The sequence below is a fragment of the Sphingobium sp. Ant17 genome, from assembly GCF_000588875.1.
In the GTDB taxonomy this organism is placed as follows: domain Bacteria; phylum Pseudomonadota; class Alphaproteobacteria; order Sphingomonadales; family Sphingomonadaceae; genus Sphingobium.
Genome location: NZ_JEMV01000061.1, coordinates 1 through 25,905, shown reverse-complemented (window position 1 = coordinate 25,905; position 25,905 = coordinate 1). Strand labels below are relative to the sequence as shown.

At 62.1% G+C, this 25,905-nt stretch carries 25 protein-coding genes and 5 pseudogenes; 24 read left to right on the top strand and 6 right to left on the bottom strand.

Features of this window, described 5'->3' with window-relative positions; all coding sequences use genetic code 11:
* From BF95_RS19950 to BF95_RS27940, 3 genes are all read right to left on the bottom strand, one after another.
* The coding region (locus BF95_RS19950) for a GntR family transcriptional regulator (protein WP_043153809.1) at positions 1 to 199 on the bottom strand (199 nt) is incomplete at its 3' end.
* A 13-nt stretch (positions 200 to 212) separates the two neighbouring features.
* Positions 213 to 626: a helix-turn-helix domain-containing protein gene (locus BF95_RS19945; RefSeq protein WP_051520135.1), complete on the bottom strand. Its 414-nt coding sequence runs from the start codon at positions 624 to 626 to the stop codon at positions 213 to 215.
* Positions 627 to 1,288: 662 nt separating this feature from the next.
* Entirely contained in the window at positions 1,289 to 1,441 is a 153-nt protein-coding gene (locus BF95_RS27940) for a hypothetical protein (protein WP_161774360.1), read from the bottom strand.
* 117 nt (positions 1,442 to 1,558) lie between these two features.
* On the opposite strand from BF95_RS27940, the gene BF95_RS29680 reads away from it, so the two are divergent.
* The 23 genes and pseudogenes from BF95_RS29680 (at position 1,559) to BF95_RS19825 (ending at position 23,501) form a co-directional block, all read left to right on the top strand.
* A complete protein-coding gene (locus BF95_RS29680; protein WP_043153806.1) occupies positions 1,559 to 1,840 on the top strand; it encodes a hypothetical protein in 282 nt (93 codons plus the stop codon).
* Positions 1,837 to 2,642: pseudogene (locus BF95_RS19935) on the top strand (DsbC family protein). The gene BF95_RS29680 and the pseudogene BF95_RS19935 overlap by 4 nt, the downstream one beginning before the upstream one ends.
* Positions 2,643 to 2,837: 195 nt before the next feature.
* Positions 2,838 to 3,152 carry a hypothetical protein gene (locus BF95_RS19925; RefSeq protein ID WP_043153802.1) on the top strand — a complete coding sequence of 105 codons (315 nt, stop codon included), beginning with the start codon at positions 2,838 to 2,840 and terminating at the stop codon, positions 3,150 to 3,152.
* Between the two features lie 128 nt (positions 3,153 to 3,280).
* A complete protein-coding gene (locus tag BF95_RS19920) occupies positions 3,281 to 3,547 on the top strand; it encodes a type IV conjugative transfer system protein TraL (protein WP_043153801.1) in 267 nt (88 codons plus the stop codon).
* 11 nt (positions 3,548 to 3,558) lie between these two features.
* Positions 3,559 to 4,188, top strand: a complete 630-nt coding sequence (locus tag BF95_RS19915; RefSeq protein ID WP_443018397.1) for a TraE/TraK family type IV conjugative transfer system protein — start codon at positions 3,559 to 3,561, stop codon at positions 4,186 to 4,188.
* The gene (locus tag BF95_RS19910; protein WP_443018396.1) at positions 4,172 to 4,945 is read left to right on the top strand and encodes a type-F conjugative transfer system secretin TraK; all 774 of its coding nucleotides are present in this window, start codon (positions 4,172 to 4,174) and stop codon (positions 4,943 to 4,945) included. Before BF95_RS19915 ends, BF95_RS19910 begins: the two co-directional genes overlap by 17 nt.
* Positions 4,942 to 6,275, top strand: a pseudogene (locus BF95_RS29675) (TraB/VirB10 family protein). Before BF95_RS19910 ends, BF95_RS29675 begins: the two are co-directional and overlap by 4 nt.
* 26 nt (positions 6,276 to 6,301) lie before the next feature.
* Positions 6,302 to 6,907, top strand: a complete 606-nt coding sequence (gene traV / locus BF95_RS19900) for a type IV conjugative transfer system lipoprotein TraV (protein WP_043153814.1) — start codon at positions 6,302 to 6,304, stop codon at positions 6,905 to 6,907.
* Entirely contained in the window at positions 6,904 to 9,426 is a 2,523-nt protein-coding gene (locus BF95_RS19895; protein WP_043153797.1) for a TraC family protein, read from the top strand. The genes traV and BF95_RS19895 overlap by 4 nt, the downstream gene beginning before the upstream one ends.
* Entirely contained in the window at positions 9,423 to 9,752 is a 330-nt protein-coding gene (locus BF95_RS19890) for a hypothetical protein (protein ID WP_043153796.1), read from the top strand. The genes BF95_RS19895 and BF95_RS19890 overlap by 4 nt, the downstream gene beginning before the upstream one ends.
* Complete coding sequence (locus tag BF95_RS19885) at positions 9,737 to 10,126, top strand: hypothetical protein (protein WP_043153794.1); 390 nt, start codon at positions 9,737 to 9,739, stop codon at positions 10,124 to 10,126. Before BF95_RS19890 ends, BF95_RS19885 begins: the two co-directional genes overlap by 16 nt.
* Positions 10,123 to 10,359 carry a hypothetical protein gene (locus BF95_RS19880; RefSeq protein WP_043145490.1) on the top strand — a complete coding sequence of 79 codons (237 nt, stop codon included), beginning with the start codon at positions 10,123 to 10,125 and terminating at the stop codon, positions 10,357 to 10,359. Before BF95_RS19885 ends, BF95_RS19880 begins: the two co-directional genes overlap by 4 nt.
* 4 nt (positions 10,360 to 10,363) lie before the next feature.
* The gene (locus tag BF95_RS19875) at positions 10,364 to 11,020 is read left to right on the top strand and encodes a conjugal transfer protein TraW (RefSeq protein WP_081764228.1); all 657 of its coding nucleotides are present in this window, start codon (positions 10,364 to 10,366) and stop codon (positions 11,018 to 11,020) included.
* Positions 11,017 to 12,030, top strand: coding sequence for a TraU family protein (locus BF95_RS19870; protein WP_051520133.1), 1,014 nt, complete (start codon positions 11,017 to 11,019; stop codon positions 12,028 to 12,030). Before BF95_RS19875 ends, BF95_RS19870 begins: the two co-directional genes overlap by 4 nt.
* Before the next feature lie 137 nt (positions 12,031 to 12,167).
* Positions 12,168 to 12,353: a hypothetical protein gene (locus tag BF95_RS29670; protein WP_235209890.1), complete on the top strand. Its 186-nt coding sequence runs from the start codon at positions 12,168 to 12,170 to the stop codon at positions 12,351 to 12,353.
* Positions 12,350 to 14,281, top strand: a complete 1,932-nt coding sequence (locus BF95_RS19860; RefSeq protein WP_043153788.1) for a hypothetical protein — start codon at positions 12,350 to 12,352, stop codon at positions 14,279 to 14,281. Before BF95_RS29670 ends, BF95_RS19860 begins: the two co-directional genes overlap by 4 nt.
* Positions 14,278 to 15,371, top strand: a pseudogene (traN, locus tag BF95_RS19855) (conjugal transfer protein TraN). Before BF95_RS19860 ends, traN begins: the two are co-directional and overlap by 4 nt.
* Positions 15,372 to 15,636: 265 nt before the next feature.
* The gene (locus tag BF95_RS19850; RefSeq protein WP_327195485.1) at positions 15,637 to 16,233 is read left to right on the top strand and encodes a type-F conjugative transfer system pilin assembly protein TrbC; all 597 of its coding nucleotides are present in this window, start codon (positions 15,637 to 15,639) and stop codon (positions 16,231 to 16,233) included.
* A pseudogene (locus BF95_RS29665) lies at positions 16,205 to 16,800 on the top strand (S26 family signal peptidase). The gene BF95_RS19850 and the pseudogene BF95_RS29665 overlap by 29 nt, the downstream one beginning before the upstream one ends.
* On the top strand, positions 16,797 to 17,684 hold the full coding sequence (locus BF95_RS19840) for a conjugal transfer protein TraF (protein ID WP_043153784.1): 888 nt from the start codon (positions 16,797 to 16,799) through the stop codon (positions 17,682 to 17,684). The pseudogene BF95_RS29665 and the gene BF95_RS19840 overlap by 4 nt, the downstream one beginning before the upstream one ends.
* 35 nt (positions 17,685 to 17,719) lie before the next feature.
* On the top strand, positions 17,720 to 18,283 hold the full coding sequence (locus BF95_RS19835; RefSeq protein ID WP_051520132.1) for a hypothetical protein: 564 nt from the start codon (positions 17,720 to 17,722) through the stop codon (positions 18,281 to 18,283).
* Between the two features lie 47 nt (positions 18,284 to 18,330).
* Positions 18,331 to 19,755, top strand: coding sequence for a conjugal transfer protein TraH (locus BF95_RS19830; protein WP_043153811.1), 1,425 nt, complete (start codon positions 18,331 to 18,333; stop codon positions 19,753 to 19,755).
* A gap of 8 nt (positions 19,756 to 19,763) precedes the next feature.
* A complete protein-coding gene (locus BF95_RS19825) occupies positions 19,764 to 23,501 on the top strand; it encodes a conjugal transfer protein TraG N-terminal domain-containing protein (RefSeq protein WP_043153779.1) in 3,738 nt (1,245 codons plus the stop codon).
* Between the two features lie 11 nt (positions 23,502 to 23,512).
* On the opposite strand, the gene BF95_RS26640 is transcribed toward BF95_RS19825, so the two are convergent.
* Positions 23,513 to 23,896 carry a hypothetical protein gene (locus tag BF95_RS26640; protein WP_081764227.1) on the bottom strand — a complete coding sequence of 128 codons (384 nt, stop codon included), beginning with the start codon at positions 23,894 to 23,896 and terminating at the stop codon, positions 23,513 to 23,515.
* Positions 23,897 to 24,087: 191 nt separating this feature from the next.
* Between BF95_RS26640 and BF95_RS28400 the strand changes: the two genes are divergently transcribed.
* Positions 24,088 to 24,258 carry a hypothetical protein gene (locus BF95_RS28400; protein WP_200867014.1) on the top strand — a complete coding sequence of 57 codons (171 nt, stop codon included), beginning with the start codon at positions 24,088 to 24,090 and terminating at the stop codon, positions 24,256 to 24,258.
* A 376-nt stretch (positions 24,259 to 24,634) separates the two neighbouring features.
* On the opposite strand, the pseudogene BF95_RS26635 reads toward BF95_RS28400, so the two are convergent.
* Together BF95_RS26635 and BF95_RS27935 are read right to left on the bottom strand one after the other, a co-directional pair.
* Positions 24,635 to 25,419 (bottom strand): annotated as a pseudogene (locus BF95_RS26635) (DUF4917 family protein).
* 20 nt (positions 25,420 to 25,439) lie between these two features.
* Positions 25,440 to 25,610 carry a hypothetical protein gene (locus BF95_RS27935; protein WP_161774356.1) on the bottom strand — a complete coding sequence of 57 codons (171 nt, stop codon included), beginning with the start codon at positions 25,608 to 25,610 and terminating at the stop codon, positions 25,440 to 25,442.
* Between the last annotated feature and the right edge of the window lie 295 nt (positions 25,611 to 25,905).

Sequence of the window (25,905 nt, the reverse complement as noted above, 5' to 3'; positions counted from 1 at the left end):
AACCGCCGCCCTGGTTCGATACCAGGATTTGCTCACCAACGAGTTGGTGGGCGCTATCGCGTACGGGTGATATACTGACACCATAATGATCGGCGAGCGCCTGCACGACAAGCGGCGCGCCTGGTCTCAATATACCGTCCAGAATATCCTGCTTGAGCCGCCGGTAAATGCGATCGGCGGTGATCGGTTCGGCAGACATTGCGCGACAAGCCTTATTCCTGATCGCCCGCATCTGTAAAAAAGGAGGCTCTGCGCCTGCTGATCGTGCTGGACGAATGTTCATAAATGAGAGCGATGCAGCGATCCTCCAGCTCGGACAGGTCCTCGTCGAGAAGCAGTTCCTGGGGGATCGACATTTTTCGCTCCATGAGAAGAAGCGGGATCATGATATGAGCCGTCGATAGCCCCAGCCGGTGTGCACATGCCAAATGCTCGTCCAGCTTGGATTTTGGGTTGCCCGCCTCAATCTCCCGCAACCATCTAACACTAACCCCGGCGGCGCGTGCCAGCTGGGGCTGAGTGATCCGGTCACGTCGGCGGCGCTCTTCGATGCGCTTGCCGGAAATCTCCTTGATCGTGGAGAGAACCAGCCCGTCATCCTTGGTCTGAAGTTTTCGAGTCTGCATGTACAGGCACCCCCGGACATTGTCTCGAAACTCCCAATGGCACTTACCCGATTACGATAGGCTATGCATTTTGCTCATGCGGTCAAAGGCTATCGTTCTCAATCTGAGACGAATTTTCTCCTGTCATTCCAGGTATCACGAATAAACAGTCACCCTTTTCATGCTGATTGAGGCCGGCGCAACAGCGCACATAGGCGACGCATATCCCTTTCGCTGGCGACGCTCATATGACTTACGGCTGCGACATACACGGTGCTGAGAGGCGGCGCATATATAGCACCGGCCCGCGAGACCTTCTCTCTGATTTCTCGGGCCAAGCTTCCCAGCTCCTGCGGTGCCCCTACATAATGCTGCATAGTCCCCGAAAGGCGCGCAATATCGGGATCGGCAAGGTCGGCAACCATTTCGTCAAGGTCCCGAGCGGCTAGCAGCGTGACGGCCGCATGCAAGGTATTGCCGTACGACAAAAGATCATGGGCGGCGGTGCAGAACCGTGAATGACACTGCAAGAAAAGGCTTAGCCCGCACTCGGACATTGTCAGCCTGTAACTTCGTGTCGCCTGCGCGGCCATAGATGCCTCCTTTCCCCGCGGTGGCCCAACGAATCGAGCCCGCATGTCCGTTGAAAATACGCCGTGCCCAGCCGTGGGAGCAGCGTGGGATCAAAGCATTGTGAACGGCCCATCGGCACTGACGTGCCCATTCGGCATGATGTTGCCTGATCGCGGCATCTCACTGCCTTCCAGCGGCACGTCACTACCCTGCACCGGCACGACATTGCCCTGGCCATTGCAGGGCTGGGGAAGCTTGGACAACGATCCATTTCAACGGACCGGTGATGGCAAGTCTACCCGAACGAACGAAGCTCCCCGGTCACACAGTCCCTTCATCCAGGCGGCCAATGGCCGCTCTAGTCCAAGGAGGTATGAACCATGGCCAGCGGATTCCCATACAGGCCACCGACCTTCGTCATTCTTATGGCCGTCACTATGCCCTCCATTGCGGCTCCAAAACAAGAGGCCTTCGTCCGATCAACCCGCGCCGTAGACAGGGCGACACGCGTCATCCGCAACGTCGGCGGCGACTATGCGATCATAGCAGCCACGCCGCGGCGGCAATTGGCCCGGCCGACAACGGTGCCGATCGGACGATCCATCGGCATTGACGCCGCGCTTTTCTCGCTCAATTCCAGGAAACCGGAGCAACGCCCATGACGGTCACATCTCAGCCGCTGGCGCTGCTCGCTTTGTTCGCAGGAGCCGCATTGGCCGTATCGCCCAGCCTAGCTATCGCAGACCCCGCCGATGAGGCTGCGATATTAAGGGCAGCCACATCCGAAGCCGAGGCGAAGCTCCATCAGAGCTTCACGAATCTTCAGTTCGAGGATTTTGCCGTGGCTCCCGTCACGGGCCAGTTGTATCAGGCGACCGCTGGCGGCCGGATCATCTACTATGCGCCGCAAAGTGAGCATCTCTTGTTCGCTACGGTCTACGACCGCAACGGCGTCAACCTGACCGCGCTGGCGCAGGAACAGGGCGCTACGCGCCGTCTTAAAGCCATCGACCCTGCCAAGCACTGGCGATCGGCCCTGCAGATGCGCCCACGGTCATAGAATTCACCGACCCGGATTGTCCCTACTGCCAGGCGCTCGATCGGTTCTGGAGCGCCAAGGCCGCCGAGGGCAAGCCGGTAAGGCGTCTCATCTTCTTCGTGAGCGGCATCCACCCGACCGCGGCCGCCAAGGCCGAGCATATCCTATGCTCGCCCGATCGCGAGGCGGCATTCCGGGCGGCCTATTCAGGCCAGACACCGCCCGTCCTGCGTCAATGCGCGGAGGGCCGTGCCAAGGTTGCGGAGGATGCTGAACTGGTCGTCAAAGTGGGCGTTTCAGGAACGCCAACGCTGATCGCCGATGGCAAGCTCATCTCGGGCTTTCAGCAGGCCGAACTCGAAGCGTTCCTCGATCGGCACGCAAAGCCTGCGCTTGCAAAGGCAGTGTCCGATGTGCGGCGCTGAACGGGCGCGCGCCATCGCGGCTGCGCACAATCTCTTTGCGGAGGGCATCCGGCCTGGCCCCAACTGGCCTGCGCGGATGAACCAGGATGCCGGCGGCGTCGGGCTCATGGAGCCGTCCACCGACGCCCCGGCCGACACCGATCTTGCTTCGATGCCGGCAGGCTTTGGTTGGACGGCTCCTTTTGGAGCAATGCTATGATGCAGAAATTTGGCAACAAGGTCCTGGCGGTGGCCAATGTCGGCCTCCCTTTAGGCGCGATGGCCCTGGTCGGTGGCCCGGTCCATGCCTTCTCGGCACCCGCCCAGGGCGATCTTGGGTACGACATATACGATATCGTCGTGAACCAGGGCGTGAAAGGTCCGATGGGATTTGTTGGCGGCGTCGCCGCCTTCCTGTTCGGCGTCTCGCGCCTTTTCTCGAATATCATGATCGGCATCCCGACCATCGTCGCGGCCGTCTGCCTCATCAAGGCGGACTCCATTCTCCAGACCTTCGGGATGGTCATCTGAAACGCGAAGGTGGGGCAGGCACCTGGCTGACCAGGCGCTTCCCCCACCGGCAACAGGCTGGGGACCGATGGTCGGTTCCCGGAGAATGATACCTTTGAAGGTATCATGAAGCAAGAGGAGAAGGGCAGATGGACGAACGCCTTCCGCAATATCTGCATCGGCCCGTCCAGATCCTGTGGTTTGGATCTGACGAGTTTCTGCTCGCGACCTCGAGCATTTTCGTGGCCGCGATCGTGGGCGGACTTGTCGGCTGGGCGCTCATCGCTGCCCTTCTCCTTTTCATCCCGTGGAAGCGGACCAAGCCCAGGGGCTATCTCCCCCATCTCGCCTGGCGCTGGGGTCTTGTTTCCTTTCCTTATTATCCGGGTCCCACCCAGACCCGCTTCTTCGAGTGAGCGCCATGGGCATGTTCGGGCACAAAAAGACAAAGGAGGATCCGCTGCTGGGCAAACCGGCCAGCTACGGCATCCATCGCTACCTGCAGGGCTCGGCCAACCTGTTCGAGGAGAACCGCCTGCTCAAGGTCGCCATTGCGGGCATGTTCGGCGTCACCGCCGTGCTGGGCGTGGTCATCTACACGACCAACCAGAATGCCCGGACCGTGATCGTCCCGTTCGGCGCCACCGGCGATCTTCATGTCTCGGGTAATACACCATCCGAAGCCTATATCGTCGCCATGACGCGCAACATCGTCGCGCTGTCAGGCACCTGGTCGGCTTACTCGGCCGACCGGCAGTTCCAGGAGCTGTTGGGGCTCGTTCACCCGTCCGCCTATGGCGCGATGCGCGACAGCCTCAATACCATGCTCGATGAACTGGCGAACAACCCGACGCTGTCGATCGCCACCTATATCCGGGGCGATCAGCCGGTCCGCTGGACCGCCCATGAGATCGTCGTCCCGGTCGAGAAGGTCCGTGTCATCGGCGGCGTAATCCGCAAATTCCGGGGCATTTTACGCATCGGCTACGGCATCGAAAATGGCCGTTTCTGGCTGACGCGCCTTTCCGAGGAGCAATTCGATGTCGAAACACGCTAATCAGCGCATAGGAGCGTGCGCCGCTCTAACCGGGTTCATGCTGCTGGCGATCCCGGCCTCAGGCCAGACGCTCCATGCGCTGCCCGATCAGACCAGTCGGATCCGTCTCTCCAACCGCGACATCAACCATGTCGTGTGCGAGGGCGGCGAGATCGAGGATATAAAATTCTCGGCCGAGAAAGGTCTTGCCGTCGAGAAAGGCGGATCGGACGCCTGGATCAAGTTCCTCGCCCGCGAGATCGACGACGCAGGGCAAGTGACACGCAGCTATGTGACGCAACCTTCCGAATTCTTTGTCAATTGCAACGGCGCGACCTACCCGCTCTATGCCGAGCCGGCGGAAATTCCCGCGCAAACAGTGATACTCGTGCCCGGCGCGCGGCAGCGTGCCCAGGCCAATAGCGCGTTGATGGCTGCGCTGGCCGATGAAGATCGCGCCGTCTCCATCACCATGGCCCTGCTCGACGATCGCATTCCTGCCTCGTTCAGCGAGGTCGCGCCGTCGGGCGACGCGGTCGGCATTCCAGCGCTGCCGGGTCTCTCGATAACCGAACAACGCCGTATCGCCGTCGAGGGCGCCGGACTTTCAGCTTCGCAATATCATGTGCGAACCACGGCAGCGGTGACGCTGGACGAGCGCCAGCTCGTCGATCCGGCGCTTGGGGCAGGCATTTTTTCGGTCACGCTGGACAGGGTCCGCCTCGATGCGGGCGAAGCCGCCCGACTTGTCGTGGTGCGCCGGGGAGCCGGACAATGAGCGGCGACAAGAACAAAGACGCAGCGGAGACGCCGGAAGGCCTGTCGCCCTATCAGGCCCATCTTGCCGCCCAGAGCGCCGGACCGAAGGATGACGCAGCGCGCCGTCCGTCCCCGGCCTTGCTCGACCTTAAGGCGCAGTGGGCCAAAATGTCAGCGCGGCAGAAACTGCGCGCGCGCCAGCTCGCCGTTGGCGTTGCCGTCGGCGCCCTCGGGATCGGCCTCTACGCGGCATCGGGCAGCAAGGAAGACGTCAAGCCTACCGATCCCGCCGCATCGCTCAACATGGGCGCGGGGCTGCGCGGCGACAGTCTTGAAGTCAAACTGCGCGGGGATTTGAAGAAGGTCCTCGATGGTCAGCAGTTGCTGGGCGACAGGGTCAGCGCGATCGAGGAAGGCAATGTGGTTCCCGGGTCACGCACCCCCGGAGCGCCGGGCGGCCAGACTATCGATGGCGATCTGCCGCCCGCCCTGCCCGACAACGTTCCAGCCCTGCCCTACCCGCCAGAGACCGGTGACATAAGCGCAGATGCAGACAGGCTGCCTGCGCCGCCCATCGGGCCGGTTGCGCCGCCTGCCCCGCCTGCGCCTCCGGTCGAAAAGACGGTCGGCGCGATCGGCTCGGCGACCGGTCCGGTCATGGCCCAGGGCGCGGCCGACAATGCCGCATCGTCGAAAAAAAGAATCGGACGATCTATTTACCGCCTGGTTTCATGAAGGCGCGGCTCCTGACCGGGATCGACGCGCTGGCGAGCCGGGACGCGACCAGTAATCCTGAACCCATCATCGCCCGGGTGCAGGCGCCCGCGGTCCTGCCCAATGAGGTGAAGGCCAACCTTGCCGGCTGCTTCGTGGTCGGCAACGCCACCGGCAGTCTTGCCAAGGAGCGGGTCGAGGTCCAGCTCGTATCGCTGTCCTGTGTGGATTTTGACGAGCATTCGATCGTCGATCAACCGGTCAAGGGCTTCTTCGTCGATACCGACGGCAAGAAGGGCCTGTCGGGCAAGGTGGTAACGCGCGCCGGGGCGACGCTGGCGCGCGCCTTCATCGCCGGGACCATCAGCGGTATCTCGCAATCGGTCGAAAGCACGTTCGGCAACACTTCGACCTCGGCGCTGGGAACGGTGCGCACGCTCGATGCCGGCGATGCTGCCAAGACCGGCATTGCCGGCGGGCTCTCCAAATCCTCCGACAAGCTCACCGACTTCTATCTCGATCTCGCCCGCCAGGCTGGTCCCATCGTCGAGGTGGGTGCCGCCAAGGATGTGGTCGTCGTGATCCAGGAGGGCGCCACCCTCGAAATCAAACCCGGCGCGGGAGCCACATTCTGATGTCCGCGCCCATGGGAGACAAAGCCATGAAGATGCTCCGACCCTGCCTCCTCGTCCTGCCCCTTCTCGCGCTGTCCGGCTGCGCGACCATGGGATCGGTGATGTCGCCCTATAGCGAGAAATTCTCGTGCAAGAATAGCGACCATGGCCAGTGCATTCATCCGGGCCAAGCCTATGCCGATGCGGTAGCAGGCCGCGCCTCCAGATCCGATCCTGCCGTCACCCATGATCGCAAGCTGCTCACCCCGAACAAGAAGCGAGCGCGCGGCATAGACATGGTCCCCGCCAAAGCTGCTGCGACACCCTCGGCTATGGCGCAACCTGGCCAGGGCCATGTCGGCGCGCTGATCGAGGCTCCCGGATCGCCGATGCTGCGCCCTTCGCGCACGATCCGGACATTGATCCTTCCCTATGCCGACAAGCAGCGCCCCGACCGGCTCTATATGGCCCGCTATGTCTATTCGATCATCGACCGGCCCGCATGGGTCGTAGGCGACTATCTGGTGGAACCGGGCGGGCGAACGCCTGCGCCACCGGTGCTGCGCACGATGCGCGAGCCCGAACCGGGCAGCACAGACGTGCCGACGCAAGAGGCCATGCCGCTTACCCTCCATCCGGAGAAACGGCCATGAGCGCGCGGCCCGGCCACAAGGGTCTGAGCTATCAGCGCCTGCGCGCCGCCGTGACCCGCGACGCCTATTCGGATTTCCTGCCGATGGTCGCCTGGGTCGAGGAGGAGGAAGCTTTCCTCTGCATCGACGATGGCTGGGGCCAGGCCTGGGAGCTTGTTCCGTCCGCCTATATGTTCGCCCATGTGCAACAGGCCTTGCTCGGGCTGCTCAATATCCATTTTCCCGAAGGCACGGTCCTCCAGCTCATCACCTTTGCCGATCCACTGATCGATCCGGCGCTCGATGCCTATCTCGATATGAAGGTCCGGCCAGACCCGCTGGTCCAGGCCTCGGCCCGGCGCACCGCCGACTATCTGCGCGGCGGAACCAGGGGCCTGGATGCACTCCATGCCATCCCGGTACGCGACTTCCGGTTGTTCCTCGCGATCAAGACGCGGGTAAAGCTCGGCGCGGACCTGCGCCGCCAGGTCGAGGAGCAACTGGCGAAGATGGGTATCCGGCGTTTGCCGCCCGACGAACTGGTCAGCTTCTATCGCCGGATCTTCAATGGCGTTTTCGCGCCTGCGCCGGGGGTATTCCTCAGCGAGAGCATGGGCGGCATGCCCGCCCCATCGATCGCGCGGCAGATTATCGAGGCTGGGCCTGACCTCTGCTTCGAGGGCCCGGAAGTATTTCTGGGCAACCAGGTGGCGCGCTGCCTCACGCCCAAGGCGCCGGCGCGCCGGATCACCGCCGAACGGGCCAACCGGCTCATGGGCGGGATGCGTGGGAGCGCCGAGGATAGCGACCAGATTGGCGGGCCATTCCTCTATTGCCTCTCGGTCCTGTTCGATCATTCGCAGTTCGAAATCCACAAGCGCGCGCAGATCCTCTCCGCGCAAAAGGCCGCGGGCAGTTTCGCGGTCGAGGTCGGCAAGCAGATCGAGGAGATTGGCTGGATTCTCGATGAAGCGTCAAACAGCCGGTTCGTCTCGGTGATCCCTACTATGTGGGTCTTCGGTCGCGACAGCGCGCAGGCGCGCGAGATGGCGGCGCGCGCCAAGCGATTGTGGGAATCAGAACCCCTGCCCTTCATGGTGCAGGAAGAAAGCTATCTGCTGCCCGTGCTGCTCGCTGCCAGCCTGCCCTTCGGGCTTTATCCCGAGAAGCAGACAATGAAACTGCTGGAGCGCGATTTTCGCATGGCCGTGAAGGCCGCCAGCCTGATGGCGCCGGTGCAGACCGATTTTCGCGGCGGCGGCCGCCCGGCCCTGCTCTACGTAGGCCGCAAGGGCCAGCTCATCACGCTCGATCTCTTCGACCCGCGGATCAACAATTATAATTTCATCGTCTCGGCCGAGAGCGGCGCGGGCAAGAGCTTCCTGCTCAATAATTTGTGCCAGCAATATTATGCGCAAGGCGCGCTCATCCGCATCATCGATATCGGTGGCAGTTACCGCAAGCTCTGCACGCTTTGCTCGGGCCGTTATATCGACATCGGTGAGGAGCGCCTCATCCTCAATCCCTTCGACATGGGGCTCGCGCTCGATGGCGAAGACAAGCAGTCGGCGATCGCCATGGCAGTCGCGATCGTCGCGGAAATGGCGAACGCCTCGACCCGCAAGCCCGTCACCACATCGGAATGGAACCTGCTCAAATCCGCCGTCCAATGGACGGTCGACAGCGGGCGCGGCGAAGATGGCATCGACGCGGTGCGCGCTTGGCTCGGCCGCTATCCCGACAATGCCGCCTCCGATCTCGACCGGGTCGACCATCTGGTGCCGGTCGCGCGCGAACTGGCGTTCAATCTGCGCGATTTCGGGTCGCAGGGCGCCTATGGCCATTTCTTCAATGGTCCTTCGACGCTCGACATCTCGCGCGACGAGTTCGTGGTGCTGGAGCTCGAACGCTTGAAGGCGCTGCCTGACCTCTTCAACGTGATCGTGATGGTAGTGGTGAACGCGGTCACCCAGGAACTCTATCTCTCGGCCCGCGACAAACCCCGCTTCGTGCTGTGCGACGAGGCCGCGCAGTTCATGACCCGCAGCGACGGGCAGGATCTCTCCCGTCTCGCCGAGGCGTTCGGCCAGGGCTATCGCCGCGCGCGCAAATATCAGGGGAGCTTTGGCATCGTGCTCCAAAGCATGAACGACCTCATGCTCTTTGGCGGCACCGGACAGGTTATCCTGGAAAATGCCGCGACCAAATTCCTGCTCCAGGGTTCCACCTATGACAAGGCGGTGGACAACAAGATCCTCGACTATTCAGGCTTCGTCCTCGACCTCCTGAAATCGGTCCGAAACGCCAAGCCCAACTATTCCGAAGTGTTCATCGACAGTCCATTGGGCCTCGGCATCGCGCGACTGGTGGTCGACCCCTTCAGCTACTGGATCAATACTTCTGCGCCCAACGAGGTTGCCGCCTTCGAGACACTGGTGCGGGCCGGTCGCAATCCGCTGGAGGCAGTGTGCGAACTGGCCGGTGTCGACCCAGCCCAAATATTGGGCGGAAATACTCGCCAGGGCGGGAGGGCGGCATGACGCACGAGCCTGCAACCCATCCCGATCAGCTGGCACTCGACTGGGAAAATGACCCGGCGATCGAAGCGATGATCGAGGCGCGTGTCGCCCGTCGCGCGGAGGCCGCCGCTTTCCATTGGCGACTGCGGCTTGTGGCCATTGAAACCTGCATGATGGGCAGTCTCGTCATCATAGCCGGGATCGCGCTCCATCAGCAGCCGCTGCAGGCCATACGGGCAGGCATCCTTGTGGCTGCCGCCTGCTGTGCGAGCGGCATGCTGCTGATCGGCCTGTCTGGCGCATGCGGGATGGTCTTCTCACGCTTCCGGCAATGGAGGGCGCGATGAAGGCCGATCACAGCAATGGCTTCGATCTTGGCCTGGACGTCGGGGACGATGTCCATGGGCTCCTTGCCTACGCGCGCAGCGTGAGCAACCCGGCGCTTGGTATCGACGCGGTCGCGCAGGCGATCGTCACGGTCATCCAGGCGGAACGGCGTTTTGCGCGGATGAGCTACGCCCTGTTGGTGACCGGCGGCATCGCCAATGCCGCGTTCTGCGCATTTGCGGCGGCGTGGCTCTTCCAGGCGCCGCTTGCCGAAGGCATGTTCATCGGCATCTGCGCCGGAATGGGCGCGGGCTCGACAGGTCTGATCCTTATTCCCTGGGATGCAATCGCCGAGCGCTTTCATACCATCACCCAGCGGTGGAGGCGGATGTGAACGGCATCTTCTCCGCCACGCCCGCGCCAGGACCCATCCGTCTGCTGATCGGCAGCCAGGGCCTTGTGCTCGTGCAATCCTGTATCGCCTGGCAATTGCCGACCGTGCCCGCGGTCGTCCGCATTCTCGGCGCGGTCATTGCCGTCATTGCGATAGCGGCATTGATCAGCGCCGCGATCGGCGAGGCGCGCGAGAACCGTGCGCCATATTGGAGACGGCGTCATGGGCGCTAGAAGCATGGGTCCAAGGCGCTCTCGTCATGCCCTATGGGTAATAGCGCCCTTGGCGCTCATTACCGGACTGCTGACGCACGCGCCCGTCACGGCTGCGACCAGCATTATCGGCCGCACCTGGCCGATCGCCGAGCCCGATGCGCTGAGCGAGATCGAAAGCCGCGCCGCGCATGTCCCCGACATCAAAGCCGCCTTCGGCCCCCGCGAGCGCTGGTCGGCCATGAAGCCTGCAGCGCTCGGCATCGCCCGCGCCGATCGGAACCGAACGGTGGTGCCCTTCTATACCCTCGATCAGGATATCCGACTGCCGAGCGGAAAGCTGCTTTACGCCAAAGGCTATAGCTTCAATCCGCTTGCCTATGTGTCGCTGCCTCAGCGGCTGATCGTCGTGCACTCCAGCGATCTGGCCTGGGCACTGCGCACCGCAAGGCCCGCTGATTTCATCCTTCTTGCCGCCGGTGGTCTTTCCCAGGCTAGTGATACAAATGCCGATGCCATCACATTGGGTGAGCAGCACGGCCGGGTACTGTTTTTGCTCGAGGAGCGCGTCAAGGCACGGCTTGGCCTGACGGTCGCGCCAGTGATCGTCGCGCAGGCGGGGCAAAAGCTGGTGCTGACCGAGGTCGTCATGCCCCCAAGTCCGCGGAGGGCTGCGCGATGAAGATGCTCTCCGTCCGCAGCATTTTGACGCTCGGCTCGGCCCTCGCGGCACTGGCATTCGCGTCCCCCGCCCATGCCTCCAAATGCGAGGCGGGCACGATCTTCAATCCGATCACCAAGGTGCGATGGAACTGCATCTTCCCGATCACCATCGGCGGGGTAAAAGTGGGTCCGAGCGATCCGCTCGGCAAGGCGCTCGATGCGCAATCGGCCTCGAAGCCTTTATGTGCGTGCCGCAAGGGCGTGACATTCTGGTTCGGCGTGAAGGTCAGCTTCTGGTCGCCCAATCGCATGGTCGATGTTGTGACCGAGCCTGGCTGCATGATGGCGCTGGGCGCTGACATCATGCCGACCGGCGGCAGGCTGCAGGGCAGCCAGACCAGCATCGCCGACGGCACCAACACCCGCAAGATGTTCGCGCAGATGCACTATTATATCGCGCCGGTCTGGAAGATGCTCGACATGTTCACCGACCTGCCCTGCATCGAGGATGATGGCTTCGACGTCGCGCTAATCACCGAAGTGCTGCCGACATGGCAGTCGGCGACTTTGGGCGCAATCATCCAGCCCGAGGCGATCCTGTTCGGCAATCCGGCCGCCGGCCTTGCCTGCATGGCCGACAGCGCCGCGGCCGCTGCGGGCAAGGTTGTCGATCCGCTCTTCTGGTGCATGGGATCCTGGGGCGCGACCTATCCGATCGCCGGCGACATCCATTTTGGCGATAGCGTCGAGGCCTGGGCGGGGCTCGCTGCGCGCGGCGTCTTCATGATGGGGCGGCTTGGCGCCCTTACCGTCAGTTCAGCGGATGGCTGCTCGTTCATCCCGCAGCCGGTCTGGACCAAGAGCCGCTACAAGTTCCAACTGATGGAACCGGTCAAGGGTGGCCAGTGCGTCAATGTCGGGCGGCCAGGCGCGCTGTGGACGTCCGCCAAACATGCGCCCGGCAAGGACAATGCGCAGTTCATGCTGTTTGAAAAGACGATCTGCTGCGCCGGGGTTTCGACGCCATGAACAGGTCGCCTTTCCCGATCCGCATGCCCTCGCCTGGCATCAGCCGATGGTCTGCCCGTCATTCCACCGAGCCAGGCGTTCCCCATGCGGTCAGGCCGGTGTCGCATCCCCCCTGCGGCACGGGTCGGACGGTCGGCGTGGCCATAGATACAGACGATCATGCGGCGGTCCCCTCTTCGCCGCATATGGTCGTGGCCACGCTGACCGTTTTTGAAGGTCAGGCTGTATTCCGGGCAGAACTTGCCGACCCTGTTCCAGCTATATTTCTGTTCCGGTTGCGGCGCGGGTCGCGGCAGATCGCTTTGCGCGAGATCCGGCCATGAAGCGAGCGACTCTCGCCCTTGTCGCAGCGTTCAGCCTGCCTGCCCCGCTCCATGCGCAGACCGCGCAGGACCGCGCCCGCGCTGCGGCGGCCGCCGCGCGGGCAAAGAGCGCGGACAGCGATGCGCTGCTGGGCAATTATGTGACGCCGGGGCTGGCGGGACAGCCCATCACCACGGTCGATACCAAAAAGACCTTCACCCCCAATCTTGCCTGCCAGAAAAGCGCGACGCTGCTCGAACTGCTCGCCCAGCCCAGCGCCACCGGCGATATCGGCACGCTCAGCATCTCGCGCGACAGCGATCTGGACGGAAGCTTCGATGAGGCATTGACCGTCCCGGTCCCCACGTCCGGGATTTGCGCCAATGGGATCATCTCCTGCGCGCCTGGCAGTTGGGACGCGTGCCGCTTCTTCCGCTGGGACGCTTCTGCATCCGGGGCACTGAAGCTTTCGCAGGTCGAGCTGACCGATCTGGCCGGTTGTTACTGCGTCAATAATAGCTGCGGCAGCAATCTGGTCTGGGGCAATATGGCTTCGATACTCAAGGATCTGGGCGGCGGCGTTGTCGGCGCGCTCACCACGGCCGACCCGCGTATCGGCATCGCGCAGGCCGCCATCGATGGCCCGCTCATCCGCTATACCGGCGCGCAAACCACATCCTGCACGGCGCAACCGCAGGTTGGCGCCACAGCGTATAAGGCCAATCCGGGCGCCATGGCGGGCGACGCCTTTGGTGCCGCGCAAACGAGCAGTGTTTTCCGGGCACTTTCCGCCTCGTCGACCGGGACCGGCACGTCGCAGGTGCGCCGGAGTTGCGCCATCACCCGGCAGATCACGCAGGAAGAAATAACCGCCGAGATGATCGTCGATCGCGTGGCGGGCGGCTACGCAACCTATGCCGCAGATCCAAACAGCCGCACCTTCGTCATGGGCTCGCCCTCCGACAATAGCCTCACAGGCGGATCCTGCACGCTTATCGATTTTCACATGACATTGCGGGTCAAGGACGCCGCAAGGCTTCAGCAACTACTTCTGACCCGCTTTGGCGGAGACGATTGGGCACAAATCAGGATCGATGGCGAACTGGTTGGCTCAGGCCCGGAAGCCTGGACCGGATCGGGACCGCCGCCGGGCAAATGCGAGAAGAAGAGTGCCTTCTATGTCGATCCTGGTCTCGATCTCACCTCGAGGCTAACGCAAGGCGATCATGATATCTGGTTACGCGTCGCGGTTGCCGATGGCGGCGAAGCCTATGCCGCGATCGAAGCGAAGGTGGACGCCGGCTGCAAGACCAGCGAGCAGCTTGTCGATAGCTGTTCAGGCTATGCGGCCAATGATGCCTGTCGTCTCGATGATGAAGATGTCGATGGCGTCATCACCTATCGCAACGGCGTCAAAACAGGGCTCACCCCCCTGCCCCAGACCCGGTTGATCGGCACGGGCGCCTGCGCGATGTCGATCAGCCGCGCCTTCTTCGAGCGCCAGCGCAGCTACACCTGCACGGTCGATAGCGGCGCGGTTCCACAGCCTGATCTTTCCCGTAGCGCCTATATCATCGATCATTCGACCGAGACTTTGCTCGCTGACCGGGTGAAGAATGCCGATGGCAGCCATAGCCTGACAACCCGCAATTTCTCCTTACCCGTGTCCGGCAGCGTCAATGCGTGCGAGCCCATCTGCAAGACCCGCAAGGCGCAGGCCAATATAGCCGCAGCCCCCGATGGCGTGACCGGTTCCAGACAGACTGATCCCATGGGCTGGGACTATTTTTATCACGCCTGCCAGGAGAATGATGTCTGCCCTGCGGGCGAGGGCGAGGAACTGGTGCAGGGCTGTGGCTGCATCGATGATTTTCCCGAAGCGGTAGTGATGATGCAGACCGTACGTCTGGGCGGCGCCGATATGGTCTGCACGAGTGCCGTGCGATGAGGTCGCTGCGTATCTTGCTTTTGGGGCTGATCCTCCTCGTCGGCGCTGGTTCCTTATTCCCCGGCACGGCAAGCGCTCAGCAGCTTTGCGCTGTCGATCTTAACGGCAATGGCGATGCGGCGGACGACGGCGAAACGGCAAGCTGTCACCTGACCGGTATGGGTGGATGGATGTGCCCCATTGGCGAAACGCCGTGCCTGGCGGATCAAGGTGGAGCAATGCGCTGCCCGCTCGGCGAGCAATATGCCTGCGCTGTGCCGGCCAGCGGCGGCGCGCCAAGCTGCTCGGCCAACACCTGTATCGACACCAGCACCAATCCCATCGTCGAGGAGCCAGTGGTGGATGATCCCGGCGTCGCGGCCGACGGCACCGTCGATGCCGATGGCAATTGCTTGGCACGATCGAGATCTTCTCCGGACGCGCCGCGCGTTGCCGGCCTGCCGGGCTCAGCACCACCTTTCAGAATTGCTGCAAGGACAAGGGGAAAATCGTGAAGGACGGCATGGGCGGCTCGATCTCGTCGATTACGACGAAGATCGCGGTCGCCAAGGGCGTCTTCACCGGCATGAAAGCCGCCTACACCGCCTTCAAGGCAGGCGCGACCGCAAGCCAGGCAGCGAGTGCCGGCGCCAATGCGATCATCGTCGGCATCGATCCCACATCGATCGCGATCAGTCTTGCGGTCAATTTCATGATCGATCTCCTGCTCCAGGGCTGCGACCAGCAGGATATGGAAGTGGGCATGCTGCGCGGTTCGGGCATGTGCCATGAGATCGGCAGCTATTGTTCGTCGAGCATCCTTGGCGTGTGCGTCCAGAAGGCCCGGGGCCATTGCTGCTTCAACACGAAGCTTGGCCGTATCATCCAGGAACAGGGTCGCCCGCAGTTGAAGGCTTTCGCCGCGATTGGCTGGGGCACGGCGAAGCAACCCTATTGCCGGGGCTTTAGCCCGCAAGAATTCCAGGCGCTCGATTTCAGCAAAATGGACCTCTCCAAATATTATACGGAAATCGAGGCGCGCGCCCAATCCGACATCCAGATCGACATGAAGGACAAGATCGATGCCCATATGCAGACGATCAGCAATTAGGCGCGCCCTGCTTCTGGCGGTCGTCGCCTTTGTGCCGGGATTGCTCCACGCGAGCCAACCGCGTTCCCCGGGTAATCAGCCGACAGGACAGAACGCGCGAACGCGGATTGACGACCAGGGGGATGTGGCCCTCGAACGCGTAAAACGCGCGGTCAGCAAAGCCAGGGCGTCCGCGCCACCTTCGCCGATTCTGCCGACCAAAGCTGACGCCGCGGCGCAGCGCCGCGCGTTCGAGGGAATAAGCGGGCGCAAGCAGGATCCCGCTATGGCAAATCGCGTCAAAGCAGACGTCGCGGCGGCGCGCAAAGCCCTGGCCATCGAACGGGAGACCGCCAGTCGGCGGATCGCGCAGGCCCTGGGTCTTGAACAGCCCGAAGAAGCGGCTTTGGCTGGCGTTGTTTCCGGCAATGGCGCGAACCAGTGGGTCCCGCTACTGTTCGTGTCCTCCTCCATGCCAGTTGAAACACTGCGCACTTATGCAGGGCAGCTCGAACGGGCCAGGGGTGTCATGACTTTTCGCGGCATGCCGGGCGGGATGCGGCAGGTTGGACCGATGGCGCAACTGTCGGCCGCGATACTGCGCCGCGATCCAGGCTGCGAAGGTCCCGCCTGCGCCATGCGCGACGTGCAGTTGATCGTCGATCCACTGGTCTTCCAGCAGCATCGCGTCACCCAGGTGCCTGCGCTCGCGATGGTCCCGGGCGACCCGACCCGGCCCTATTGCGAGCGCGACGAGGCGAGCCCGCGCGCAGCGCATCTCGTGCTGGGCGATGCTGCCCTGTCCGGGCTTCTCGAGGAATATGGCCGCCTTGGCGGCAAGGCGGAGGTGCAGGATGCTCTTGCTCACACGGCGCGCCGGTAACCGGGTCTGGCGCGAACTCAAGGATCTGCCGCTGCGCGCAGCCGTGGCGCTAGGCGCTGCTGGTCTTGGGCAGCCGCCCCGTCGGGGTCAGCTTTTCAAGGCCTATGGGATCGTGCTGCCGATTGGTCTCTTTGCCTGGTGGGCGATGCCGCAGATCACATTGGTCATGACGCCCTCCATTGATGCGTGGGTCGTGCACCGCTCCCCCGGCCCGATCCGTCACGGCGACCTCGTTTCGTTCCTTCTGTCCGATCCGCTTGCCGGCCCCAAGCCTGTGAATGTCACCAAATATGCGCTGTGCTTGCCAGGCGACCGGATCATGATGATTGAAAAGCCTGCCACCGTGGGTCGCGGTTGGACCGGCTGCTACTATTGCAATGGCAGGCTGATGGGCGTCGCCAAACCCTTATCGCGCAGCGGCAAGGCGCTTGACCATTGGCGACCGGAAAGTCCGCATATTCCCGATGGAATGATCTTCGTCGCTCGCGCCATCCCGACGGATATGACAGCCGCTATTATGGTCCGGTCTCCATTGCGCGGCTCATCCGCATGGAGAAGCTGCTGTGAAGCGCCTCCTCGCTCTGGGTGCCCTGCTGCTGCTGCCCGTCGATATTGCGGGTGCGCAGCCCGCGCCTCCAGGCCCGGGAGATCGCGGAACACGCGGATATTGGTGGTATGAAACCCCAAAGGCCAGCGCTGCGGAAGAAGCGGCCGATGATGTCGTCCCAAAACCCGTCATACCGCCGATGGTTGAACTGGCCAAATGGGCGCCGCCCCGGATCGCCAAGCTGATCGAACAGCAGCGCGACTATGCCGCCACTATTCTCACGATCGATGCGGTCGCCGACTTCTGGCGGCTGCAGGATTTTGCCCGGCGCAAGGCCCGCGCCTTTGCCGGCGTGACCCAGCTTGCGATGCTCACTTATCCGCAGCTCAATGCCCGGGCTGCCAATCCAATGGTCGGCGAGGCCCGCGATGTGCTGGGCGCACATAAGGACCAGGTCCGCCGCCACTATCTGCGCGCGCATGCCGGGGAATTTGCGCTGGTCATGTTCGCGCGGGATTCCTGCGGCTACTGCAAGGTGCAATGGCCGATCGTCCAGCGGTTCCAGGAGGATATGGGCTGGCAGGTCAGCCTCATGGATCTCGACCGCAAACCCGAACTCGGCCAGCGCTTCGGGGTCGAGGTAACGCCGACCACCATGGTCATCCGACGGGATAGCGCCCAGCGCATGGTGATCGCCGCGGGGGTGGAGACTTATCCCAATCTCGCCCAGATGGCCTATCAGGCGGTCCGGCTGCTGCGCGGCGACATCCGGCCCGAACAATGGCTGACGGGAGCCGGCGAGGAAGATGGCTTCTTCGATGCGCTCGCCAATGGACCCGTCTCCTCGACCGATCCGCGCGTGATCGGCGGCGACCTCGTCGATGCCCGGGAGCCAAGGCCGTGACGCGCCTTGGCCAAGCCCGGTTTGCCTGGGCTCTCATGCTCACAATATCGGTGCAGACGCCCGCAATGGGCGCTGCGCAACAGGCAGATCGCGTCGTTGCCAGGAGAGCCGCCATTCATCCGGTGTCGACAGATGCAGACATGCGTATGTGGCTGGCCCGTGTGCCGGTGACGCGCGACTTTCCTGCCGATTTCGAGGCCATGCTGCGTGGCCAAGCGTCGCTCTACACTATCGAGATGAGCACGGCATCAGCCTGCCTGCCATGCGGCGATCTGTGGACCAAGCTTTCCGCTTTCCGCACCCGCTATGGTTGGCAGGTCCGGACGCTGGGGCAAGAGGAAGCGATGCTGCGATCGGGACGTCTCGGCCTTCCCTGGCTCGGAAACCCCGTCGCATGGGTCCGCCCGCTTGCCGACCCGCACCGCATGGTGCCGATCGCGATCGGCACCGACCATAGCGCTAATATCGCGCGCAACGCCTGGCTTGCCGCCCGGATGCTGACTGGAACCCGGGCAGCGGTTGGCGTGCGCGCCATGTCGAAATTTACCGGGATCGTCGGCGTGAGGGCGCCGACCTCCTCCAGTCAAAAGCGACGCTGATCATGGCGGGGCGGCGTCACATGTCCATTTTCATCAGGAAGCCTGCCATGGGACATCATCCACATCGTCTGATCCTTACGCTCTCCATCCTCGTCGCGTCATGCGGCCAAGCGGCCCCTGCCTATGCCCAAGGCTGGGCCGAAAGCTGGTTCGATAATGTCACCTATAGCTCGCCGGGCAGCTTCGAGGACCAGACCCGCGGCTATGTGACCGCAGGCGGCATGTCGGGCCGCGTCGACGTGCATGACGATTATCTGATGAGCCTGACGCTTCCCAAGGTGAAGGCCGGCTGTGGCGGTATCGACATGTTTTTAGGGGGCATGTCGTTTCTCGACCCCGACTATCTGGTCCAGAAGCTGGAGACGATCCTGCAGGCCGCGCCGGCCGTCGCTTTCCAATATCTGCTCGAAACGCTCGATGAGAAAATGGGTAACATCATCTCGAAGATGGAGGCAGCGACCAATTATCTCAATTCCATCCAGGTGAACGACTGCCGTCTCGCCAACCGCATGGTTCAGATCGCCAGGGGCGACGATAATATGTCGGGGATCGTCGAGGAGATGACCGGCTACAAGTCGGTCCGTGCAGGCTATGCCAATAGCTGGCAACAGAGCCGCGAGAAGATCCAGGCCAATAAGGGCAATCCCACCGAGGATCTGAAGGACGCGCTCGCCAATTGCCCGTCCGAGGTCACCGACATCTTCAAGACCGGTTCGCTGCTTGGCCATGCTGCCGCGCGCGTCGGCGCGTCCGATTGGGCGGGCGTGATGCGCGCACGGGTGGGCGACGTCTATATGCGCTGGGATGATAAGGACAAGGTGCCGCTCTTCTCGGCAATCCCCGCCTGCCCACGCCAGGATAGCGAGAGCGCCGATGATTTCCTGACCGGACGGGTGCCCACCCGTGCGCTCAACATTCCCGCGACCGCTTCGGATTGCTCGGTGAACGGCGCCGGGCGCGGCGCGCTGCTGCTGGCGCGGGAAAGGATGGAATCGGTGGCCGCCAAGATCCGTACCCGCGCCGCGTTGACGACAGAAGAAAAGCAGTTCGTCGCCAATGTGCGGACCCTGCCGGTCTACCGCCTGCTCGAATGGGGCGTGCGGCAGGGCCTGACCGACAGCGTGATCGCCGACACCGACGAGCTGGTCGCCCTCACCCTCGCCTATCAGATGCTCAATGATCTCACCCGCTCTATCGACTTTGCGCTCCAGAATGCCGAGCGCGGCGTGACAACGGCGGGCGCGGCTGACGCGGACAACACCAACATCTGCCAGACGCGCATCCTGACCAAGGGCATCGAGCAGCTAAGCGAATTGCGCGACGAGGTGTTGCGCCAGCGCGCACAGATGCGCCAGTCCTATATCGCGGCCATGAACCAGGCGAACCTCTCGGCCAACTATGCCGGGGTGGTGCGCCAGCGCGACCGTGATGCGCGTGACGCCGCTGGCGCCAACGCCAATCGCAACCGGTGAGGCGAGCTATGCGCTATCTGATCCGCCTGGCATGTGTCCTGTTCGGCTTGCTGAGCGCCGCGCCCGCGCTAGCGATCGATGCCAGCTATCACACTTGGGACGGCTTCTCCGAGACCGTCGATGCCTTCCACCTCGTGGCGATGATCTTCGGTGATCCGCGCTATGAAACACTGGTTTTGATTGTCGCGGTGGTCGGCATCGCGTTCGGCGCGGTCATCGCCAGTATCCGGGGATCTGGCATGGGCCTGGTCGCCTTCGGCTTCCAGATGCTGGTCGGTATAGGCCTGTTCGCCGGGATGATCGCCACGACCGGCACCGTCCACATCTATGACCGGGTGCGCAACGCCTATCAGCCGGTCGGCGACGTTCCCAATCTCATCGTGCTGGTTGCCGGCGTCACCAACCTGATGGAGCGGGCGCTGGCCGAAACCATCGACGACAACACTACCGATCCCAATGCCAAGCTGGAATTTGGCGCTGGCGGCCATGCGTTCGACCTGTTCCTGAACGCAGTCTCGCCGCGTAGCCCGATCGTCGACACCTTCCTTGACGCAACGGTGAAGGATTATGTGCGGCAATGCTATCCCGTCGCGCGTGTCTCGCCGGCCTATGGCGTCGATGACGATCAGCTGTTCCGGACATCGACCGACCTCCCCGCTTCCTTCGCGGCGATGGCTGGCCCTGCTACCTTCTCGACCGTGTTCACGGCGAGCGACAAAGGCGGGACGACGATGAGCTGCGATGCAACCTGGGACCATATTGCCGATCGCCTGTCGGACTCCACTGTGTTCGACGCTTATAGCGATCAGGTCTGCGCGCGCACCGGATTCGATGTGAACCAGACCAGCCAGCGCGATCGCTGCCGCCAGCAGATCGATGCGCTGGGCGACATGATGCTGGGTCAATCGATGAGCCGACAGACATTCCTCACCAACATCCTGCTCGGTCAGACGGTCGGCGATGTGTTGTTTGAAGATTCGCCTGCAGCCACGGCGCGGGTAATGGCGAACCGGGCGATCGAGTCCAACGGGCTTGCGACGCTTTCCACGGCCAATGAGTGGATGCCGACCATTCGGGCTTCGGTGTTCGCGATCATGCTCATGATGATGCCGATCGCGCTGCTATTCATCCTGACGCCAATCAACCTTCGTGTTGCAAGCTTCGCACTTGGCCTGTTCGTGTTCGTCGCGCTGTGGGGCGTAATCGATGCGGGCATTTACCAGCTTACTCTGGGCCGGGCGATGGATGTGCTGGCCGAATTGCGCGCGACCAATGTCGCAGCCGATAGCTGGATCCTTGCGCCATCGGCGGCAATGAAGGCGCTGGCCATCTTCGGCTCGTTCCGAACCGCAGCCGCGGGCCTGGCGGGCGCATTCGTGTTCACCGTGTTCCGCTTCTCGGGCAATATGTTCACCGCGTTCACGTCCGGTATGCTCGGCGTCCAGGGTCAGGGCAGCATGGCGGCGGCAACCGTGGGGACCAACGAGGGCTATGCCTCCGCGCTGGAGGCACAGGCTTCGGCTGGTGGCACGATGGCGCGGCGCTCGACATCGACGGGGTTCGGCGATTTTGGCGAGCGCAGCAGTTTTGGGCTCGATCGCGCATTCTCTTCAGCGGGGTCGGTCATCGGAGAACATGGCGGCGGCGCGACCGGAACTGCGGCGTTCGGGCTTGGTCGGGCCGATGCCGCACGGGAACTGGGCGGGCTTTCCCCTGCCCTTGCCGGGCGGAATTTAAGCGATCACGCCACGGCCAGCGCGATCCGCGCCAATGCGGCGACGTCCGCAATCCACAATTTTGCGCAGGGAGACGCGCTCCGCAAGCTTGGCACGAACTACTTCGGCGAAGGCCAGGGCGGCGAACGCGCCTTTGCCGCGTTCGCGCAGAACATGGTGCAGTGGAAGGCGTTCGGGGACGGCCAAGCCTATGAGATGATGCAATCGGGGGCGCAGCGGCATTTTGAGCGCAGCGGCTATGATGCAAAGGATGCGGCGCTCAAGGCGTCGACCGTGATCGCCCAGGCCGGTGCTGATCCTACCTTCGCCAAGATCACGGCCAACGCCTTCGATCAGGAACAGATGCTCCGCAATGACCTGACTGCCGCGCAGACGCAGGTTGGCGCGATGGAGGGACGACGCGACTATGCCGGCGACCGGGTTGCGGCGGTCGAGCGCGGCAATGTGTCGACGGAACAGGCACATCGTACCGGACAAAATCAAGGACAGCGCCAGGCGGCTTCCATGCTCGGTCTCTCGGTTACCGAAACGAGCCAACGTATCGGGTTCATCAATGCGCTCTCAGGCGAGGCGCGGTCGACGGCGATCACCCAGCTCTCGCGTTCAACCGGCCGCAACGAGGCGCAGGTCCTGCGCGCCCTGGAAAGCTACAACGCCGCTGTTCAGGTCGGCACTGCCGACGGAGCAACAGCGCAAGCCGCGCGCGAGGGCACGAGTGTCTATGGCCGCACGCGCGAGGCCGCTGGTTATGATTTTGCCGAGCGGTCGGGCAAGCTTGATGCCCAACGCGAGATCGGTCCTGATGGCGTGCGCAGCTCGGCCCAAATAGGCGAGCAACGGCGCCAGGCGGACAATGCCGGTTTTGCACAAGGCGCTGCTGCCGCTGGCGTGTCGGTCCGCGAAGCCGCGCGTCTGGATTCTTTCATCCGCGCGCTGGCGGGCACTGCCGGAAACGAGGTCGATATGGCTGAAGGCGGTGCGGAAGGCATCGCCGATCGCGCACGCAACGAGCGACTGACCGGCATCGTCGACAAGGAACGGCTAACCCGCACCCAGGCACTGCTGCGCGAGCATGGCGTGGAACTGTCGAAGCGCCAGATCGCCATGGACCAGAATGGCGATGTCGGCCTCAATCTGACGCCGGAACTGGCCGCGCAGATGTGGCGGGGCGGGCTTATCAACGAAAGCCAGCTTGGCGCGATCGCTAATGGTGGGCATGCGCGGTTCAGTTTTGCGCATAATGATCTGCTCGTCTCCAGCAGTACAGGGTTCAGCCAGTCTGCGCGCAACGACACGAGTACGCGGTTCGAAGCCGGCAAACAGGCAGGACCAGATACGATCGAGCATTTTCTGGGCAGCGGCGCGCAGGGCCAGACCGCCATGGCCAACTGGTTGCGCGGCGGGTTCGAGATGGATCGGCGGGGTGACTGGCGGCTGAAACCGCAGGTCGCTGATACGCTGGAGCGCGACGTCACCGCGATCATGGTGCAGACCGGGTGGCAACGGTCGCTCTCCCGTACCGCAGACCATCAGACTTCAAACACCCAGAGCGTGTCCGGGGATCTCTCCGCAACGGCTAGCAGGGGTGCCAGCGGCAAACGTAACGAAAGTAAAGCGGGTACCTCCGGTAACGGCACCGGATCGCTGAGTGGCAAGCTGGGAATGGATATCTCTGATCGGGGAGCTGCGACCGTTTCGGCACAGTCGTCGATGGACATCGTGAATTACGATGTTCGTGAGGTCATCGCGTCGGCAGAAAAAGCTGCTGCCCGTTCGGGACGCCCCGAGGAAGCATTTGCAAAGGAATTGAGCGACGGCGTTCTCGGCAATCAAGGCCTTCGAAATCGCTACTTAGAACAAGCAGATTCTGGTCGCGGTACCATGCAGGTTACCGCCCCTCTGACATCGATGGAACAATCGTCGATCTTGAGTTCAGGTCGATCGTTATTGGATCGAGATAAGGGTCCAGCGGACGGAGACCCGAGCTTCAAGGAGCGCCGAGATCCCTAATGTTCATCTTTCTACGAGCCGATATGTCTATGGTGGATACTCCCAGATCGTATATCAAAGGGATCTGTGTAAGGATCGATCATAGGTCTTTGCGAAGGTGGGCCTGGCGTTATCACCCATTTCCCGCATGCGACCTTGGCTTTGAGGAAGCCATATCCCAGCACGGCTATCACCGTGATCGGATTGAAGACGATGATGAGCAGCACCATGGTGTTGGCCACGGAGCTATTCACTCGGTCATACGGGATGGTTATCATGATCTCGAGACCAATCCAGTACAGCAGCGCCGTCACCCAGTAGAGTTTCGCGTACCATGGCCGCCAAAACCAATCGGCAGCACGCGGCGATGGCGAGCCTGCCTCATCTGTTCTTTCAACGTGATCAACATCCTGCATCTGCAGAGCCTTTCCATCTGGAAAAATAACACAGGTTCATCCGACTGGAAACCGATCCGCCCTGATCACCGTGGACCGATCGCCCATGGCCACCGCAAGTATCTTGCCCCCTTTTTTCCTCCCCCTCTCCACCGAGCTTTGTTTTACGGTTCTACCAAATGGACTTACTTCAAATCCTGGACACGGCCGCGATGAAGAAGAAGCGGCCCAATCGAGATGCACCTCCCAGTCTTTCTGCCGAAGCGGATGCCGCCATCCTTCGACTTGCGCGCCTCCTGGGCCGTCAGATCGCGCGTGAACTTGATCTGGAGCGACAGCAACGAGAAAAGCGCACGGACGTCCCGCCCAAATCGTGGGAATGAGGGACTTGTCCCTGCGTTTGCATCATCTTGTCCCCGCCGAAAGCGAAGCCGTTCATAAGTCTGGATGATGTACCAGATTTTGACGACGCAAAAGCAAACGCAATGGGAGGGATCACACATGAGCTATGCAATCCATCCGCTTTCGGCGTTAGCGGAGCAGGCTGCGTTTTGCGGTTGATTGCGGCCCGCTTTTTGGCAAGCTCTGGGACATTCGCGACAGTCAGGTTCGGAGCACTGATAATGGGATAGCCGACATTCCGGCTCAGAAATACCGATGTCAGTTACCGCCAACATAGCGGTCGTTTGCGACACTTCGCTTGGCCGTCCGAATTGGCCATTCATTAATGCAGCTAATCGGAACTTAGGATAACGGAACCTACGCCCAGATCTGGGCACTCTCGCTGTCGAAAAAAGCGTAGCCAGTGCTCGATCCAGAGGTTCGCTGATATTTTGCGAGGAGGCCATCGAGTTCCTTCAGTTTTTCCCCATTGGGCTTGTATACACCGAAGTACACCTTCTTGGCGGAGGATCCGAAGATCGCGCGATAGATGTGCGCGTCGTTCTCGTCGGCGCTATGGCCATACACGAACACCGTTGCCGGGTTCAACACGAGCATGTCATAGCAGTGGCGCAGATACGCGACGGAGTTGATCCTTCGCATCTTCTGGGCGCTGGACCCTTCCGCCACATAGAGTGGGAATCGCCTCCCTTTGCCGATGGCATCGGTGATCGTCGCAATGACACCCGATCCACGATCGATAGCCTTGTAGACATCACCGATTTTGTCCTCGAACAGGTGAAGGCCGCCGTGGAGACTGTAGATGTGACAATGTGCAGATTCTTTGAATGGTCCATGAAACGCACCTTCTGTTGTCCCAAGTCCAAATCCATCTTTCAGTACAGATTTWTTTTTCGAGGTTTCACCCAGTAGAGGAGCAGGTCATAGTTGAGCGAGAAAACGGTTTGAAAGTGAGATAGGAAAGCGGAACTACTAAGGTACTTGAGACCGAGGTCCTCCCGATGCGCGGGATGCGTGGAATTTACAGCCGCTACAAGCGCCTCCCGCACCTTTTTGCGCATCGGCCTCGATCTCATCCGCATGGGGCACCGTGCCCCGTAAGCGCGCTCGACCAAAACCGCACCTTCGAGTGATCGAACCACAGCCTCGAAATCGACGGTATTCAAATATATCGAAAAAGGTCCCGGATTGGGTCCCGGAACCCGAGCCCCGATTTGTCGAGCAGGTTTCGATAGCTGAAATACTCGGCGGAAAAGCCGTTGCCGATAAGCAGCGCCCGATCCTCGCCATCCGTACGCTTTAGCGCTTCCTCAAAGTCGATTAGATCGGGCATCACGGCTCCTCGTTCGTACCTAACTAGGTCTTGCCCACAAACAAGCCGAAGCCAACGTCGCGGCGCGGGATACCTTAGTTCGTTGATATCACCATTGTCAGAGCGAAATGCACCGTCGGTAGAACGGACTCACGTGTTCGCGGACTAGGTCAACGATTTTTTTTTTCAGAGCCTGATCCCGGGGTGGAAGGCATGATTGCCGCTGCGATCGACGGCAGCGCGGTACTTTGTCACGCACAGGGCAGAGGATTTCTTCCCCGATTTTTTCCGCCCGGATTTCGCTTGGGTTTGTGAG